The 14,048-nt window shown below is 44.7% G+C and carries 12 protein-coding genes; 7 read left to right on the top strand and 5 right to left on the bottom strand.

The window, feature by feature from the left end; genetic code table 11:
• Positions 1 to 75: 75 nt before the first annotated feature.
• The 6 genes from L1D44_RS05695 to L1D44_RS05670 all read left to right on the top strand — a co-directional run bounded on the left by L1D44_RS05695 (position 76) and on the right by L1D44_RS05670 (position 5,741).
• Positions 76 to 939, top strand: coding sequence for a WYL domain-containing protein (locus tag L1D44_RS05695; RefSeq protein WP_239889206.1), 864 nt, complete (start codon positions 76 to 78; stop codon positions 937 to 939).
• Between the two features lie 121 nt (positions 940 to 1,060).
• On the top strand, positions 1,061 to 1,543 hold the full coding sequence (locus L1D44_RS05690; RefSeq protein WP_220768723.1) for a peptidylprolyl isomerase: 483 nt from the start codon (positions 1,061 to 1,063) through the stop codon (positions 1,541 to 1,543).
• A gap of 72 nt (positions 1,544 to 1,615) precedes the next feature.
• A complete protein-coding gene (locus L1D44_RS05685) occupies positions 1,616 to 1,834 on the top strand; it encodes a DUF3389 family protein (RefSeq protein ID WP_239889201.1) in 219 nt (72 codons plus the stop codon).
• Positions 1,835 to 1,945: 111 nt separating this feature from the next.
• Complete coding sequence (locus L1D44_RS05680; protein WP_239889199.1) at positions 1,946 to 2,626, top strand: alpha/beta hydrolase; 681 nt, start codon at positions 1,946 to 1,948, stop codon at positions 2,624 to 2,626.
• 375 nt (positions 2,627 to 3,001) lie between these two features.
• Complete coding sequence (gene ushA / locus L1D44_RS05675) at positions 3,002 to 4,774, top strand: bifunctional UDP-sugar hydrolase/5'-nucleotidase UshA (RefSeq protein ID WP_239889198.1); 1,773 nt, start codon at positions 3,002 to 3,004, stop codon at positions 4,772 to 4,774.
• A gap of 526 nt (positions 4,775 to 5,300) precedes the next feature.
• Entirely contained in the window at positions 5,301 to 5,741 is a 441-nt protein-coding gene (locus L1D44_RS05670) for an Hsp20 family protein (RefSeq protein ID WP_239889195.1), read from the top strand.
• An 88-nt stretch (positions 5,742 to 5,829) separates the two neighbouring features.
• Here L1D44_RS05670 and ilvN read toward each other — a convergent pair whose 3' ends face one another.
• From ilvN to L1D44_RS05650, 4 genes are all read right to left on the bottom strand, one after another.
• The gene (gene ilvN, locus L1D44_RS05665) at positions 5,830 to 6,324 is read right to left on the bottom strand and encodes an acetolactate synthase small subunit (protein ID WP_239889191.1); all 495 of its coding nucleotides are present in this window, start codon (positions 6,322 to 6,324) and stop codon (positions 5,830 to 5,832) included.
• Positions 6,324 to 8,045: an acetolactate synthase 3 large subunit gene (locus tag L1D44_RS05660; protein ID WP_239889187.1), complete on the bottom strand. Its 1,722-nt coding sequence runs from the start codon at positions 8,043 to 8,045 to the stop codon at positions 6,324 to 6,326. The genes ilvN and L1D44_RS05660 overlap by 1 nt, the downstream gene beginning before the upstream one ends.
• A gap of 497 nt (positions 8,046 to 8,542) precedes the next feature.
• Positions 8,543 to 9,697 (bottom strand): multidrug effflux MFS transporter, encoded by a 1,155-nt coding sequence (locus L1D44_RS05655; RefSeq protein ID WP_239889353.1) that lies wholly within the window; start codon positions 9,695 to 9,697, stop codon positions 8,543 to 8,545.
• 659 nt (positions 9,698 to 10,356) lie between these two features.
• The gene (locus L1D44_RS05650; protein ID WP_220768715.1) at positions 10,357 to 10,701 is read right to left on the bottom strand and encodes a hypothetical protein; all 345 of its coding nucleotides are present in this window, start codon (positions 10,699 to 10,701) and stop codon (positions 10,357 to 10,359) included.
• 248 nt (positions 10,702 to 10,949) lie between these two features.
• On the opposite strand from L1D44_RS05650, the gene L1D44_RS05645 reads away from it, so the two are divergent.
• Positions 10,950 to 11,702, top strand: a complete 753-nt coding sequence (locus L1D44_RS05645) for a Nif3-like dinuclear metal center hexameric protein (RefSeq protein ID WP_239889185.1) — start codon at positions 10,950 to 10,952, stop codon at positions 11,700 to 11,702.
• A 155-nt stretch (positions 11,703 to 11,857) separates the two neighbouring features.
• Here L1D44_RS05645 and metG read toward each other — a convergent pair whose 3' ends face one another.
• Complete coding sequence (metG, locus tag L1D44_RS05640) at positions 11,858 to 13,897, bottom strand: methionine--tRNA ligase (RefSeq protein WP_239889183.1); 2,040 nt, start codon at positions 13,895 to 13,897, stop codon at positions 11,858 to 11,860.
• Between the last annotated feature and the right edge of the window lie 151 nt (positions 13,898 to 14,048).

The following is a 14,048-nucleotide window of genomic DNA, read 5'->3' as shown; positions in this document are numbered from 1 at the left end:
GGTGTAATCAAAACGATTGCACCCTTATTCATTGTCGCTTAGATTAGCATCCATAAAATTTTGTTGGGGAATATTATGGATGATTTAACGCACGCACAGCGGCAACGTTTAGCTTTTATCGACTTTAGTTTGCAGTATTTTGGCCAAGTCTCCCGTCAAGACTTGATTAAGAAGTTTGCCACAGGACTCGCGGCTGCAACCCGAGATCTTCAAAGCTACAACGCTTTAGCGCCAGATAACATGCGCCTGGTGCATCAAACTAAGAGCTACCACCGTCTCGGTGAGTTCACCCCGCTATTTGACCATGAGCCGCAAGCCATTCTGCACGGATTAGCGAAAGGATTCGGTGACGGTCTTTCTCATCCCGTACAGCCCAGCAGGGTATGCATAGATGCGGTGCAACTCATTCATCCCCACACCTCAGTCGTTGCAGCACTGATGCGAGCCATCCAAGATAAGGAGGCGGTCAAGGTGGCCTATGTGTCGGTCTCCTCTGGGGAGAAAATCCGCGAAATCGTTCCCCATGCGTTGGTGAATAATGGCCAACGCTGGCATGTAAGAGCCTATGACAGGGTTAATGGGGTCTTTAGTGACTTCGTTGCAACACGTATTAAGTCCATTGAGCTTATCTGCGCTGAGATCAACGACAACGAGCATAGCGAGAATGATTTAATGTGGCATAAAGAGGTACAGCTAGTACTCGTTCCTCACCCATCATTGACTCATCCCGAGGCGATTGAGCTGGACTATCAAATGCAAGATAAGCAGCTAACATTAACCTCAAGAGCGGCTTTAGCGGGGTACCTGTTGCGCCAGTGGAGTGTTGACTGTTCAACTAAACACCAGATCACCTCAGGCGTTTGCCAGCTTGCGTTGGCGAACACAGAGGTACTGCAACAGATTGAACATATCGCTATTGTGCCAGGTGCGAGGCATTGAACCTATAACGACTCCAAAGCCCTTTAGGGTAAAGGCATAACAGCAGATAAAACTAGAGGCTTCTAGTCAGTTTTGCTAAGCTGCGGCCATTAAATTTGAGCTAACAGTGTTAAGGAATACCATGAGTATTAAAGACGATTCAGTTGTGCAGTTTAACTACACACTACGCGATGAGCAGGGTGAAGTATTAGAAACCAACGAAGGTTTAGACCCGATTGCTTACCTTCACGGCCATGACAACATGATGCCAGGCGTTGAAGATGCGCTAACAGGCAAAGAGGTCGGGGCTAAGTTTTCGGTGACTCTGCCTGCGAGCGAAACTTATGGCGAGCGTAACGAAGATTGCGAGCAGCGTGTTTCTGTAAAGCATCTGCAAGGTGCAAGTGTCTGGAAGCCAGGCATGCGTGCATTGATCAACACAGATCAAGGTCAGCGCCAAGTGACTATTTTAAAAGTCGGTAAGTTCATGGCGACTGTTGATATCAATCATCCGCTTGCGGGCCGTGAGTTAACTTTCGATTTGGAAGTCATGGACGTGCGTGATGCGACCAGCGAAGAGATTGCACATGGTCATGCCCATGGTAAAGGCGGACACCAACACTAAGTGGATTAAGTCGGTGGATTGAGGCCCAACAGTGTTGGGCTTTTTTGTGATTGTTAAAGAAGATGGTTCATTATGATTATTCAATTTTCCGCGGGAAAACTCATTCTCTCGCCATTTGAAGTTCAGGTGCGACTGGACAATGGCTGCCAGCTCTATGCCATGGTTGACGATATAAAATTGCATCAAGATGCGCTGATGCTCGTAGCCGATGCTGGCGCGGTGCGCTGGAACATTAAGCTCGACTCAAATGAGCAACTACAAGAGATCAAAGACGAGCTCGGCATTGCGTAACTAGCGAGTGTAACCTTCGCTAATATATCTTTTACAGCTTCGATACCCAGTACGCATTATCGCTTAGCTATTATTTTGCTTTTGCGACCATACTAAGAAGAAAGGAACCATATGTCTGCCAATCAATTAGAACGTATTACCATTGAACCCACAGTCGCCGCTAAGGCCTGCGTTATCTGGCTTCATGGCCTAGGAGACTCCGGTGCTGGCTTTGCTCCAGTTGTACCGGCATTAGGGCTAGGTAGTGAGCATAGCATCCGTTTTATCTTTCCCCATGCACCAGAGCAAGCGGTGACCATTAACGGCGGTTATATCATGCGGGCTTGGTACGATATCAAGAGCATGGATCTGCATGAACGAGCAGATAAGCAAGGTGTTGAGCAGAGTGAGCAACAGATCATCGCTTTGATTGAAGAACAAATAGCACTTGGGATCCCGTCAGAAAACATTGTATTAGCAGGTTTTAGTCAAGGTGGAGTGATGAGCCTATACACAGGCCTTCGATTGCCACACAAACTGGCGGGGATCATGGCGTTATCCTGTTATCTGCCAAGTGGTGATTCCTTGCCTAAGGGGCTTTCAAGTGTGAATCGTGACACCTCAATCTTGCAACACCACGGTGTTGAAGATGATGTGGTTCCTGTGGATGCTGGTCAGATGGCCTTTGAATTGCTTCAAGACGCGGGCTTCAATACACAATGGAAAACCTACAATATGGCGCACAATGTTTTACCTGAACAGCTACAAGATATCTCCCTTTGGCTGCAGTCAGTGCTGCCATACGGTAAATAAAATCCTGCTTGCTTGTTTTTTGCTCAGAACTGGTGGCGGTGTTTTTGCTGCTGCCTGTTCTGTAATCGGGATAATTAATTTATTCTAGGTATAACTTTAACTTTATGTATTTTCGTGTTTTATTCTTCGCTTAGCTTTTTCTAAGCCTATTAATCCTTTGGCTTGCCTTTTTATTTAACCCTCCTTGTTCTATATAGCGAATGGTTGCGCTAATAATTTGTTTATAAAAGAGTCGCTTAGATCACGATGTGTAATAAATGTGACACAAATTATGGTCAAGATTTGCTAAGATGGTGCGCGATTAAAAATCGTCGTATTTTGTGCGAGATAATTTTAAATCGATAAAATATAAAAATAATCAAGGGGTTGATTGTAATGAATAAGATTTTACTAAAAGGACTAGTTGCAACGGCTGTTGTATCTGCGTTAACAGCTTGTGGTAGCGATAACAATGATGACAATAAGTATATCTCACAAGCTTGTGCCGATGCGGGCGATGCTTGTACCATTTTCACTGTTATTCATACCAATGATAACCATGGCCGTTTTTGGGCTAACAAAGACGGTGAATATGGCATGGCTGCACGTAAAACAGCTATTGACAATATTCGTGATGAAGTAGAACGCGCTGGTGGTGACACTATCCTGCTATCTGGTGGTGATATCAATACTGGTGTACCAGAGTCGGATATGCAGGATGCTGTACCGGACTTTATCGGTATGAGTATGCTGGGTTATGACGCGATGGCTGTTGGTAACCACGAGTTTGATAACCCGTTAACAGTGCTAGACATGCAAGCTAATATTGCTCAGTTCCCAATGTTAGCGGCAAACATCTACAAGAAAGACTTAAATGGCGATCCAACGCAAGAGCGCTACTTTGAGCCTTACCGCGTATTTGAAATCAACGGTCTTAAGGTTGCTATCATCGGCTTTACCACTGTTGATACGCCAAAAGTTGTTAGCCCAGATAACGTGGCAAGCCTACACTTCACCGATCCTCAAGAAGAAATTCAAAAAGTATTAACTGAAATCGAAACTAATGAAACAGTTGATATGGTGTTCGCACTTACTCATATGGGTCACTATGCTAATGGCGAACATGGTACAGAAGCACCTGGCGATGTTAAGTTAGCTGAGTCTGTCGCAAAAGGTAAGTTACAAGCCATTATCGGTGGTCACTCACAAAACCCAGTTTGTATGGAAGGTGATGGTTACGCTGACTTTAACCCTGGTGATGAATGTAAGCCTGATGAAAAGAATGGTACTTTCATCATGCAAGCCCATGAGTGGGGTAAGTATGTTGGCCGTGCTGACTTCGAATACATTGACGGACAACTATCACTTTCAAGTTATAAGCTGATCCCAATTAACTTGAAAGAAGAGAATGAAAACGAAGAGCTTGTTTTCATTACAGAAGAAATTGAACAAGACCAGCTTGTACTTGATGCATTGCAGCACTACCAAGATCTTGGCCAAGAATTACTCGATGTGGCGATTTCAAGCACTGACGGTAAGCTAGAAGGTGATCGTGGTGTTGTTCGCGCCGAGCAAACAAACTTAGGCCAGTTGCTGACACGCGCCTATGCCGATTGGGTTACAGCTAATTTTGAACCAACGGTTGATTTTGGTGTGATGAACTCAGGTGGTATCCGCGATTCGATTGCGGAAGGTACGATTTCATACCGCGATGTACTCACAGTACAGCCATTCGCGAATGATGTTGCATTTGTGACCATGACGGGTACGGAAGTTCAAGATTACCTAGCAAACGTAGCGTTGAAGACGGGCGGCGGAATGCCACAGCTTTACCCTATGGAAATGAATGTTACCTGTGATGCGATAGAGATCAACCCTGACGCGACTTCTGCAGATATCGTACAGATCGCATCTCTAGGTGGCCGTGATTTCAATCTTGCTGATAATTACACCTTCTCACTGATTAACTTCAGCGCTAAAGGTGGCGATGATTATCCGGTTGTTACCGCTCACGCGAACTACATTGATACGCAACGTAGTGATGCATCGGTACTTCGTGAATACTTCGAGAAGAATCCAAATATCAAGGTTGCTGAATACGCGCCTGCTAACGGTGGACATCCTAAGTTCTTCCGTGGTGGTTCTGAAGTTAAGAGCTGTGCCAAATAAGCAGTACATTGCTTGATAGTCAAGCTTTAGCACCAGAGTTAAGCAGTGATATTTGTTTAAGGTAGGAGCCAAAGCTTACTGACGTAATTCGTTTAAAAATCCGGTGCTTGCCTAGGCGAGTACTGGATTTTTTGTTTTCAGCCCTAAACAGCTGGTTTCAGTAGAGGGTTATCATCATTTGAGGTGACGATGCAAAACGAATGAAAGTGAGGGTAGGCTGTGTTTAATGGCTTAAAAGCTCATTTAAACGTGACCACGCCACACTCAGTGTTAAAGTTACGCTTTTCTATCTGTTATTTGGTTTTTATAAAGAGAGAAAAATAAATTTTTTTATCAATTCTCTTGAAAACGTTTTTTGCGTCCACATATTAGTTGTAAGGTCGCTCGATGAGGACCTAATTAATCCACCTAAATATTGAGCCTTCGGGGCAAAGGATAGGTGAGAAGCGAATAACCGCTTCGTTGTGGTGCGACAGTTGTCGGCCACCTAACTTTTAAAAATATTGCTTAAGACAAGGATATACCCATGAGAAATTATGATCTAACACCACTATACCGCAGCGCTATTGGATTCGACCGTTTAGCACAGCTAGCCGAGCATGCCGCGTCGAATAAAGGCAATTCTGGTTACCCTCCTTATAATATCGAACTGATTAATGAACACCGCTACCGTATCACTATGGCTGTAGCAGGTTTTTCGATGCAGGAACTTGAGATCACAAGCGAAGGTGACAAGCTGTTAGTCAAGGGCACGAAAGCCGAGGCAACCGATGAGCGCAAATACCTGTATCAAGGTATCGCTGAGCGCGGATTTGAGCGTACATTCCAGCTTGCCGATTACGTTACAGTGATTGGTGCAAACCTAGAGAATGGTTTATTGAATATCGATCTTAAGCGTGAAATCCCAGAGGCGATGAAACCGCGTAAAATTGAGATTGGTAGCTCAAGATTACTCGATAGCGAGTAATAGGCAGCTAACCCTATAGGTTATTGCTAATAAGTTAATTTAAAAAGGGAGCCAATTGGCTCCCTTTTGCTATGTCGCTGTTAGAGCTCTAGGCTTTCATCGCCTTTTCGCCACGGGCTAACCCAACAACACCAGAGCGAGAGATCTCGACCACCTTGGTAAAATCTGCCAGTGCTGCTATACAAGCATCGAGTTTTTCGCTGGTACCGATTAGCTGCACGGTATAAAGGCTTTGGGTGACATCGACAATTTGGCCACGGAAAATATCCGCTAGCCGCTTCACCTCTTCACGGTTATCGCCGTGTGCTTTAACTTTAATGAGAGCAAGTTCTCGCTCTACGTGAGCGGACTCGGTGATATTAGAGACCTTAAGGACATCGATAAGCTTATGTAATTGCTTCTCAATCTGTTCCAAAATATATTCATCGGCATTAACGGTAACCGTAAGGCGCGACAGGGTGCTATCTTCGGTTGGCGCAACGGTTAAGGTTTCGATGTTATAACCACGCTGAGAAAACAATCCAACAACTCGTGATAGGGCGCCAGGCTGGTTTTCAAGTAATACACATATAATACGACGCATTAGCTTTTCTCCGTTTTGCTTAGCCACATTTCATTCATTGCCCCGCCGCGGATCTGCATTGGGTGAACGTGCTCTGTCTCATCGACATGGATATCCATAAATACCAGTCTGTCTTTGATGCTAAGCGCTTTCTCAAGACCCGCTTCAAGTTCAGCAGGGTTACTAATAGTCATGCCTATATGGCCATAAGCCTCAGAAATTTTTGCAAAATCTGGCACCGAGTCCATATAGGACTGTGAGTGGCGACCGGCATAGATCATATCTTGCCACTGCTTCACCATGCCCAAGAAGTGATTGTTCAAGTTGATAATAATTACAGGGATATCGTATTGCAGTGCAGTAGAAAGCTCCTGAATATTCATCTGAATCGAGCCATCACCCGTCACGCAGATAACGGTTTCTTCAGGCATCGCCAACTTTACACCTAAGGCGGCTGGCAATCCAAAGCCCATGGTGCCTAGGCCGCCAGAGTTGATCCAGCGACGTGGTTTATTGAATGGATAGTAGAGCGCCGCAAACATCTGATGCTGACCCACATCGGATGCCACATAGGCATCACCATTGGTAAGCTTATGTAAGGCCTCGATAACCTGTTGTGGCTTAATTTTCTTGTCATTGGTGGAGTACTTTAGGCTATCGACAGCTCGCCATGTGGTGATATCGCTCCACCACTCATCATTGGCGGCGGGATCTGTGATGCCATAATCGTTCGCCTCGATCTGCTTAAGCATATCATCTAAGATTTTTTCAGCCGAACCCACAATAGGTATATCGACTCTAATCGTCTTTGAGATAGAGGAGGGATCGATATCGATATGTAAGATCTTGGCATTGGGGCAATACTTCTCGACATTATTGGTAGTACGATCATCAAATCTCACACCGATACCAAAAATAAGGTCGCTATTGTGCATCGTCATGTTGGCTTCGTAGCAACCGTGCATGCCTAGCATACCGACACTGTTCTTGTGGGTGCCGGGAAATGCACCTAAGCCCATCAAGGTGCTGACAACGGGGATCCCAAGTTTTTCAGACAGGGCAAGAATTTGCGCATCACACCCGGATATCACTGCGCCGCCACCGACATAGAGTACCGGTTTCTTAGCGTTTAACAGTGCTTGTAGGCCACGACGGATCTGCCCTTTATGGCCAGATGTCGTTGGGTTGTATGAACGCATATTGATATCTTCAGGATACTGATAATCGTGCAAAACTTGTGGGTTCATACAGTCTTTAGGCACGTCGACAACGACAGGGCCTGGACGCCCGCTAGAAGCGATATAGAAGGCTTTTTTGATAATGGCTGGAATGTCACGAGGATCGGTCACTAAGAAGCTGTGCTTAACGACAGGGCGTGAAATACCGATCATGTCACACTCTTGAAACGCATCATTACCGATTAGGTGGCTTGGAACCTGTCCAGAGATCACCACCATAGGGATCGAATCCATATAGGCCGTAGCAATACCGGTTATCGTATTGGTAGCACCGGGACCTGAGGTCACCAAGACAACGCCAACTTCCCCAGTGGCGCGGGCATAGCCATCAGCCATATGAACGGCGGCTTGCTCGTGACGGACTAAAATATGCTCGATATTAGATTTTTCGTGTAGGGCATCATAGATATCCAGTACGGATCCGCCTGGATAACCAAAAATATGTTTAACACCTTCGTCAATAAGAGAACGGACGACCATGCTGGCGCCTGATAACTTCTCCATAGTATTTCCTCTTAAGTTACCGCTACGGTATGCAGTATCTTGATACAGCGACGGTAATCGCTCTAATAATTAAGCTCAGACGGTAATCTTTGCTCGCGAAATGCCAAATAATCTAAGGTAGAGATTAATGCGCAATCGAATTGCTTGACAAACACTCAAAAATGAGTGCGTTTTCATCATATAAAACCCTTGTGTTATTACAAGTGCTTTAAGAGAAAAACTGTTCTGAATGAAGAAAATTCATTATTGATAACAAAATAGTGAGCAAAAACAGTGAAGAATTAACGGGCGAGTAATAATTTTCTCACTTAGAAGGTGATAAGAGATTGCTGGCTTACAGAGTTAAGCATTGCCTTCTTGTTAATCGCAACTTAAAGCTTCGCCAGCCTCTCTTTTCAATTACGCTCATATGGAGATAAGTAACCGCCACTTCCCGCTATGCTTGCCTGAGTCTTAAAGGCTAGGGTGTTAAAGCGCTGGGTCTTAAAGGGCTTGATTCATTCTGTTAAGGTCGCTGGCTCATGACGGCTTAAAAACTGGCACAGTGCCACTAACAGCACCGCCGTTAGCATTAGTGCGGAGAAGGGCACAGCGGTTCCGCTATAAAACAGTGCGAGCAAAGGGCCTGCTAATGCACCAAAGCCAAAGCGTAATGTGCCGATGACAGCCGTTGCCGTACCTGTTTCTTTTTGAAATTTCATCAATACGATAGCATCGGCATTAACCGACATAATACCGAGACAAGCCATGAGGGGGAGAAGCATCATAACGGTAAAGTGATAGCTTAAGCCAAGCAGGTTGACGCTTAGCAGGGCAATGCCTGCGATAGCGCCGAAAAACGTCGAGACTTTAAGCATACGTTTAGAACCGTAGCGTCCGACAATCTTACTGTTAACCACATTGGCCAACATTAACGCGCCGACATTGGTGCTGAACAGAACCGCAAACAGTGATTTGTCTAGGCCAAATACTTCCATATACACGAAAGGCGAAGCTGTAAGGTAGCAGAAAAATGCAAATGAGGTCAGTACGCCGCTAGCAATATTGAGCTTGACGCCTTTTTTAGTAAACACTGTCGCGTAGGCGCCAAAAAATGATTGAGTGCTTCGGTTGCTGTTGTCTGTATCGCTAGGCATTTTAAGTTTAAGGCTAACCAGCATTAACAAAATAAAGGCATAGAATGCCAACATAAAAAAGATTAGCTGCCACTCGCCAAGTTCTAAAATAAGACTGCCGATACTCGGCGCTATCAGTGGCGCCAGCATCATAATAAGGCTGACGTAAGACATGCCTTTAGCGGTATTTTTACCATATAACTCTTTAATATAACCTGGGACCACCACCGTAGCTGCCGCTCCGATAAAGGCCTGTATAAAGCGGATAATTAAAAATGATTCAATAGAGGTCACAAATGCCAGCGCGAGGCTGCTGAGCATAAACCCGCTTAAACCGAGCACTACTAGTCGTTTACGCCCAAATCTATCCGCTAAGGGGCCGAAACAGAGCATGCCCAATGCATAGCCACCTAAGTACAGGCTGAGTGATTGCTGCACTAAGGTGATATCGGTGTCAAAGCTTGAGGCAAGTGTTGCCATTGCTGGCAGGTACATATCAATAGCAAGCGGTGTAATGGCGACAATGGCAGATAACATAGGGATCAATAAAGCCAAGTGAACACCAAATGCTTGCTTGTTAGCGGCCGAACTATTGGGAGAGTCGTTCAAAAGTACCTCAATACAATACTGCTTATCCTACGAATAAAATCTAACCTTTTAGCGTACGCTGCTGTTGAAATACTTAGTTTTATAGGCAACAGCTTTGTGAAAACCAAAACTTGGGTTAAAAAATGTGTCATCTTTTAGTGGTGCTTACATTGCCGACCAAAAGGTTAAACACCCCATTTGGCGAATGAAAGGACCCCTTTAAATGTACTGAATATTTAAAGAGGCAGATGCAATCATAGTAGCGTTTTAAACTCAAGAATCAATCCTAATACTCGGTTATCTTGCACTGTTGGAAAAGCAATTTGTAAGCAAAAGCATCTTATAGTAGCGGCGTGTAGATTCATGGCTTGGCGTCACAAGGGGGACCATTTTACTGGACAATGAGAACAACTGTATAACCCGTGAGTATTGTCTCGGTGTTTTAGCAGCAGATAAATGAGGCCTAAAAAGAGAAGGGCTCAAAATAAAAAACTCCATCGCTTTAAAAAAGCGATGGAGTTTTTTATTTTTAATTCCAGCTAAGCTAAATCGAAGCCTACAAGTTTTAGACTAAGTGCCTTCGCTGTGACAGTTTTAATCGAACAGGATTAAAAACCGCGAGGGAGTTGACCCTTACCAGCTAGCTTTTCACGCCAGAGTTCTTTTGGTGTTTTACCACCACTCTTGGCTGCAGGCTTAGCTGCTTTTTTCGCTGGGGCTTTCTTAGCCGCAGGTTTAGCTGCAACAGCCTTTTTCTCGGCTTTAGCCTCAACAGGTGCACTATCGCCACCGACTTCAGCTAACATCGCTTCTAAATCACTAAAGCGTAAAGATTTACCGCCATCGATTTTGTACCAGCTACCTTTCTGTTCAATTTTAACAGCTTGGCCATCACGCTGAGTTAGCGCAGTCTCAAGTGAGCTGATAACTTCTTCTTTGGTCAGTTTTGACATAATAATAACCTGTTTATTTTTGTGTGTACTTGAAGGTTTGTACTGATTTTATCGTTTAATGCACTGTAAAGTCCAATTTTAGCCGGAACTGGCTGTATTTATATGACGTTTTGAGCACTTTAGCGTAAATAGTGAGTTAAATCGGTTTGCTTTTTAAGCAGACACACTCGGCGTCTTATCTATGAGTTAACTGTCTATTTATACTAACAATAGGTTAAAATAGACTTTTTGCTACTCTCGGCGGATTTATGACTCGGACCGAATTAGGCCAATACTTGGCCGATTTTTTACAAGTATCTAATTTTAAAGACTATGCTCCAAACGGTTTGCAGATCGAAGGTAAGGCAGAGATTAATACTATTGTTACTGGGGTCACAGCATGTCAGGCATTAATTGATGCGGCTGTGGAGCTCAATGCCGATGCGATTTTGGTTCACCATGGTTTCTTTTGGAAAAGTGAGCCTGAAATTATCATTGGTATGAAACAAAAGCGTATTAAAGCCCTGCTGGTAAACGATATTAGCTTGTTTGGCTATCACCTGCCGTTAGATGCTCACCCAGAATTGGGTAATAATGCGCAGTTGGCAAAGGTGTTAGGCATTGTAGAGCCAGAGCCCATTGAGAATGTTGCTCAAGGTTTGATGTGGCAAGGTAGGCTCGCAACGCCGCTATCGGCTAAAGCCTTTAACGAGCAGATTTCAGAGAAGCTCAATCGTCCATGCCAGCACTTAGGCGATAGCGATGCCGTAGTGAGCACGGTTGCTTGGTGTACAGGCGGCGCGCAAGATTATATCGATATCGCGGCCAATATGGGACTCGATGCGTTTATCAGTGGAGAGGTCTCGGAGCGTACTTATCATTGCGCCGTAGAGCAGGGGATCCAGTACTATGCAGCGGGCCATCACGCAACAGAGCTATATGGTATTCAGGCGTTAGGTGAGCACTTAGCCGACAAGTTTGGCATTAAGCATCATTTCGTCGATATCGTAAATCCTGTTTAGCCAAATTAAACTGGTTAGCATCGATTATTGCTCGCTGGAGGGCCCATGTTCCGAAGTTAATTTGAGTCAATGGGAATAACGGAGCAGTCAATAAAAAAGCCGCTTATCAAATAAGCGGCTTTTTAGTATCTTAACGAGGAGTCAAGGTGAGAAGTTTATTTAACTTTCATACCTGGTTGAGCACCTTCGTGTGGCTCCATGATCCACAGATCTTTTCCGCCAGGCCCAGCTGCGAGTACCATGCCTTCAGACACACCAAAGCGCATCTGACGTGGGGCAAGGTTTGCTACCATAACCGTGAGCTTACCCTCTAGATCTTCAGGTGCATAAGCAGACTTTATACCTGCAAATACCTGCTTAGTCTCGCCGCCTAAATCTAGCTCAAGTCGTAAAAGCTTGTTGGCTTCTTTGACGTGCTCAGCTTTAGCGATACGTGCGATACGAAGATCGATCTTGGCGAAATCATCGAAGTTGATCTCATCGCTAATTGGATCTTGCTCAAGCGGTGATTTCACTTCCTTCTTCACCTCTGGCTCTGCAGCAACTTGAAGGTTTTCTTTAGAAGCTTCGATAATCGCTTCGATACTCTTCATCTCAACACGTTGCATTAGCGCCTTAAACTTAGCGATTTCATGACCAGCAAGATCGATGTCTAGGTTATCCCACTTCAGTTCCATCTGTAGGAAGGCTTCAACATCTTGCGCAAGCTTAGGTAGTACAGGCTTAAGGTAAGTCACCAAGATACGGAACAGGTTAAGTGCATTACTACAAACCTGGTGCGCTTCTTCTTGCTTCGCATCGTCTTTAATTAACTGCCAAGGAGCAGAGTCTGCCACATAGGCGTTAGCGATATCTGCAAGTGTCATCACTTCACGCATTGCTTTGCCGAATTCACGAGTCTCGTAGAAGTTAGCGATGCTTTCTTGCTTAGCCAAGAAACTCTCTGTCAGGCTAGTGTCTGCAATTTTTGCAAGTTTTCCATCGAAACGCTTAGAGATAAAGCCTGCGGTACGTGACGCTAGGTTAACCAGTTTACCGACTAAGTCAGAGTTTACGCGCTGGGCGAAATCTTCAAGGTTCAAGTCTAGATCGTCAATTCTGTTGCTCAACTTCGCGGCATAATAGTAACGTAGGTACTCAGGATCTAGATTGTCTAGGTAAGTACGCGCCTTGATGAAGGTGCCTTTAGACTTTGACATCTTAGCGCCGTTTACTGTCACATAGCCGTGCGCATAAACACTGGTTGGTTTACGCAGGCCTGCACCGTCTAGCATGGCTGGCCAGAATAGGCTGTGGAAGTAGACGATATCTTTACCGATGAAGTGGTACACCTCAGCAGTTGAGTCTTTGCTCCAGTAATCATCGAAGTTTAGATCGTCACGCTTGTCACATAGGTTCTTAAATGAGCCCATGTAACCGATTGGTGCGTCTAGCCAAACGTAGAAAAACTTACCCGGTGCATCAGGAATTTCGAAGCCGAAGTAGGGCGCATCACGAGAAATATCCCACTGCTGCAAACCTTGCTCGAACCATTCCCCTAGCTTGTTAGCCATCTCTTGCTGCAAAGATCCTGAGTTAATCCAGTCTTTTAACATGCCTTCGAATGCAGGCAGATCGAAGAAGAAATGCTCAGTGTCTTTCATTACAGGTGTCGCACCAGATACTGCTGATTTAGGGTTGATTAAATCAGTCGTGCTATAGGTTGCACCGCAGTTATCGCAGTTATCACCATATTGGTCTTCAGACTTACAGCGTGGGCAAGTACCTTTAACAAAACGGTCAGGTAGGAACATCGATTTTTCAGGATCGAATAGCTGAGAAATCGTTTTGGTTTTGATGTAGCCAGCGTCGCGCAGCTTGATATAGATCTGGCTCGCTAGCTCACGGTTTTCATCGCTGTGAGTGCTGTGGAAGTTATCAAACTGAATATTGAAGTCAGCAAAATCCTTCTCATGTTCTTTTTGAACTTGAGCGATCATCTCTTCAGGAGTTATCCCCAACTGCTGTGCTTTAAGCATGATTGGCGTGCCATGAGCATCGTCAGCGCAGATATAGTGACATTCGTGTCCACGTAGCTTTTGAAAACGTGACCAAATATCGGTTTGAATATACTCAAGCATATGACCCAAATGGATTGGACCATTAGCATACGGAAGTGCACTTGTGACTAGGATTTTACGTTGTGAATTTGCCATCTTTTCTCAAAATCGCTGGGAACCTAATTGGAATGGCATAGATACTAACCGATCCAATGCATAGTTTCATCAAAAGCTCGCACAAGTGGATTAAATCTAGACTAATGTTTGCCAGAATATCTGGTACAATTGCGCAAATTATATTTAGGGG

Origin of the sequence: Shewanella sp. Isolate13 (genome assembly GCF_022398325.1) — a bacterium.
Classification (GTDB): Bacteria; Pseudomonadota; Gammaproteobacteria; order Enterobacterales; family Shewanellaceae; genus Shewanella.
This window is presented reverse-complemented; position numbering and strand designations above follow the sequence as displayed.

What these genes read in the sequence shown, in the direction of transcription:
- L1D44_RS05695 (WP_239889206.1), top strand. Translation starts at nt 76, where the DNA reads ATGGATGATTTAACGCACGCACAGCGGCAACGTTTAGCTTTTATCGAC.
- L1D44_RS05690 (WP_220768723.1), top strand. Translation starts at nt 1,061, where the DNA reads ATGAGTATTAAAGACGATTCAGTTGTGCAGTTTAACTACACACTACGC.
- L1D44_RS05685 (WP_239889201.1), top strand. Translation starts at nt 1,616, where the DNA reads ATGATTATTCAATTTTCCGCGGGAAAACTCATTCTCTCGCCATTTGAA.
- L1D44_RS05680 (WP_239889199.1), top strand. Translation starts at nt 1,946, where the DNA reads ATGTCTGCCAATCAATTAGAACGTATTACCATTGAACCCACAGTCGCC.
- ushA (WP_239889198.1), top strand. Translation starts at nt 3,002, where the DNA reads ATGAATAAGATTTTACTAAAAGGACTAGTTGCAACGGCTGTTGTATCT.
- L1D44_RS05670 (WP_239889195.1), top strand. Translation starts at nt 5,301, where the DNA reads ATGAGAAATTATGATCTAACACCACTATACCGCAGCGCTATTGGATTC.
- ilvN (WP_239889191.1), bottom strand. Translation starts at nt 6,324, where the DNA reads ATGCGTCGTATTATATGTGTATTACTTGAAAACCAGCCTGGCGCCCTA.
- L1D44_RS05660 (WP_239889187.1), bottom strand. Translation starts at nt 8,045, where the DNA reads ATGGAGAAGTTATCAGGCGCCAGCATGGTCGTCCGTTCTCTTATTGAC.
- L1D44_RS05655 (WP_239889353.1), bottom strand. Translation starts at nt 9,697, where the DNA reads ATGTTATCTGCCATTGTCGCCATTACACCGCTTGCTATTGATATGTAC.
- L1D44_RS05650 (WP_220768715.1), bottom strand. Translation starts at nt 10,701, where the DNA reads ATGTCAAAACTGACCAAAGAAGAAGTTATCAGCTCACTTGAGACTGCG.
- L1D44_RS05645 (WP_239889185.1), top strand. Translation starts at nt 10,950, where the DNA reads ATGACTCGGACCGAATTAGGCCAATACTTGGCCGATTTTTTACAAGTA.
- metG (WP_239889183.1), bottom strand. Translation starts at nt 13,897, where the DNA reads ATGGCAAATTCACAACGTAAAATCCTAGTCACAAGTGCACTTCCGTAT.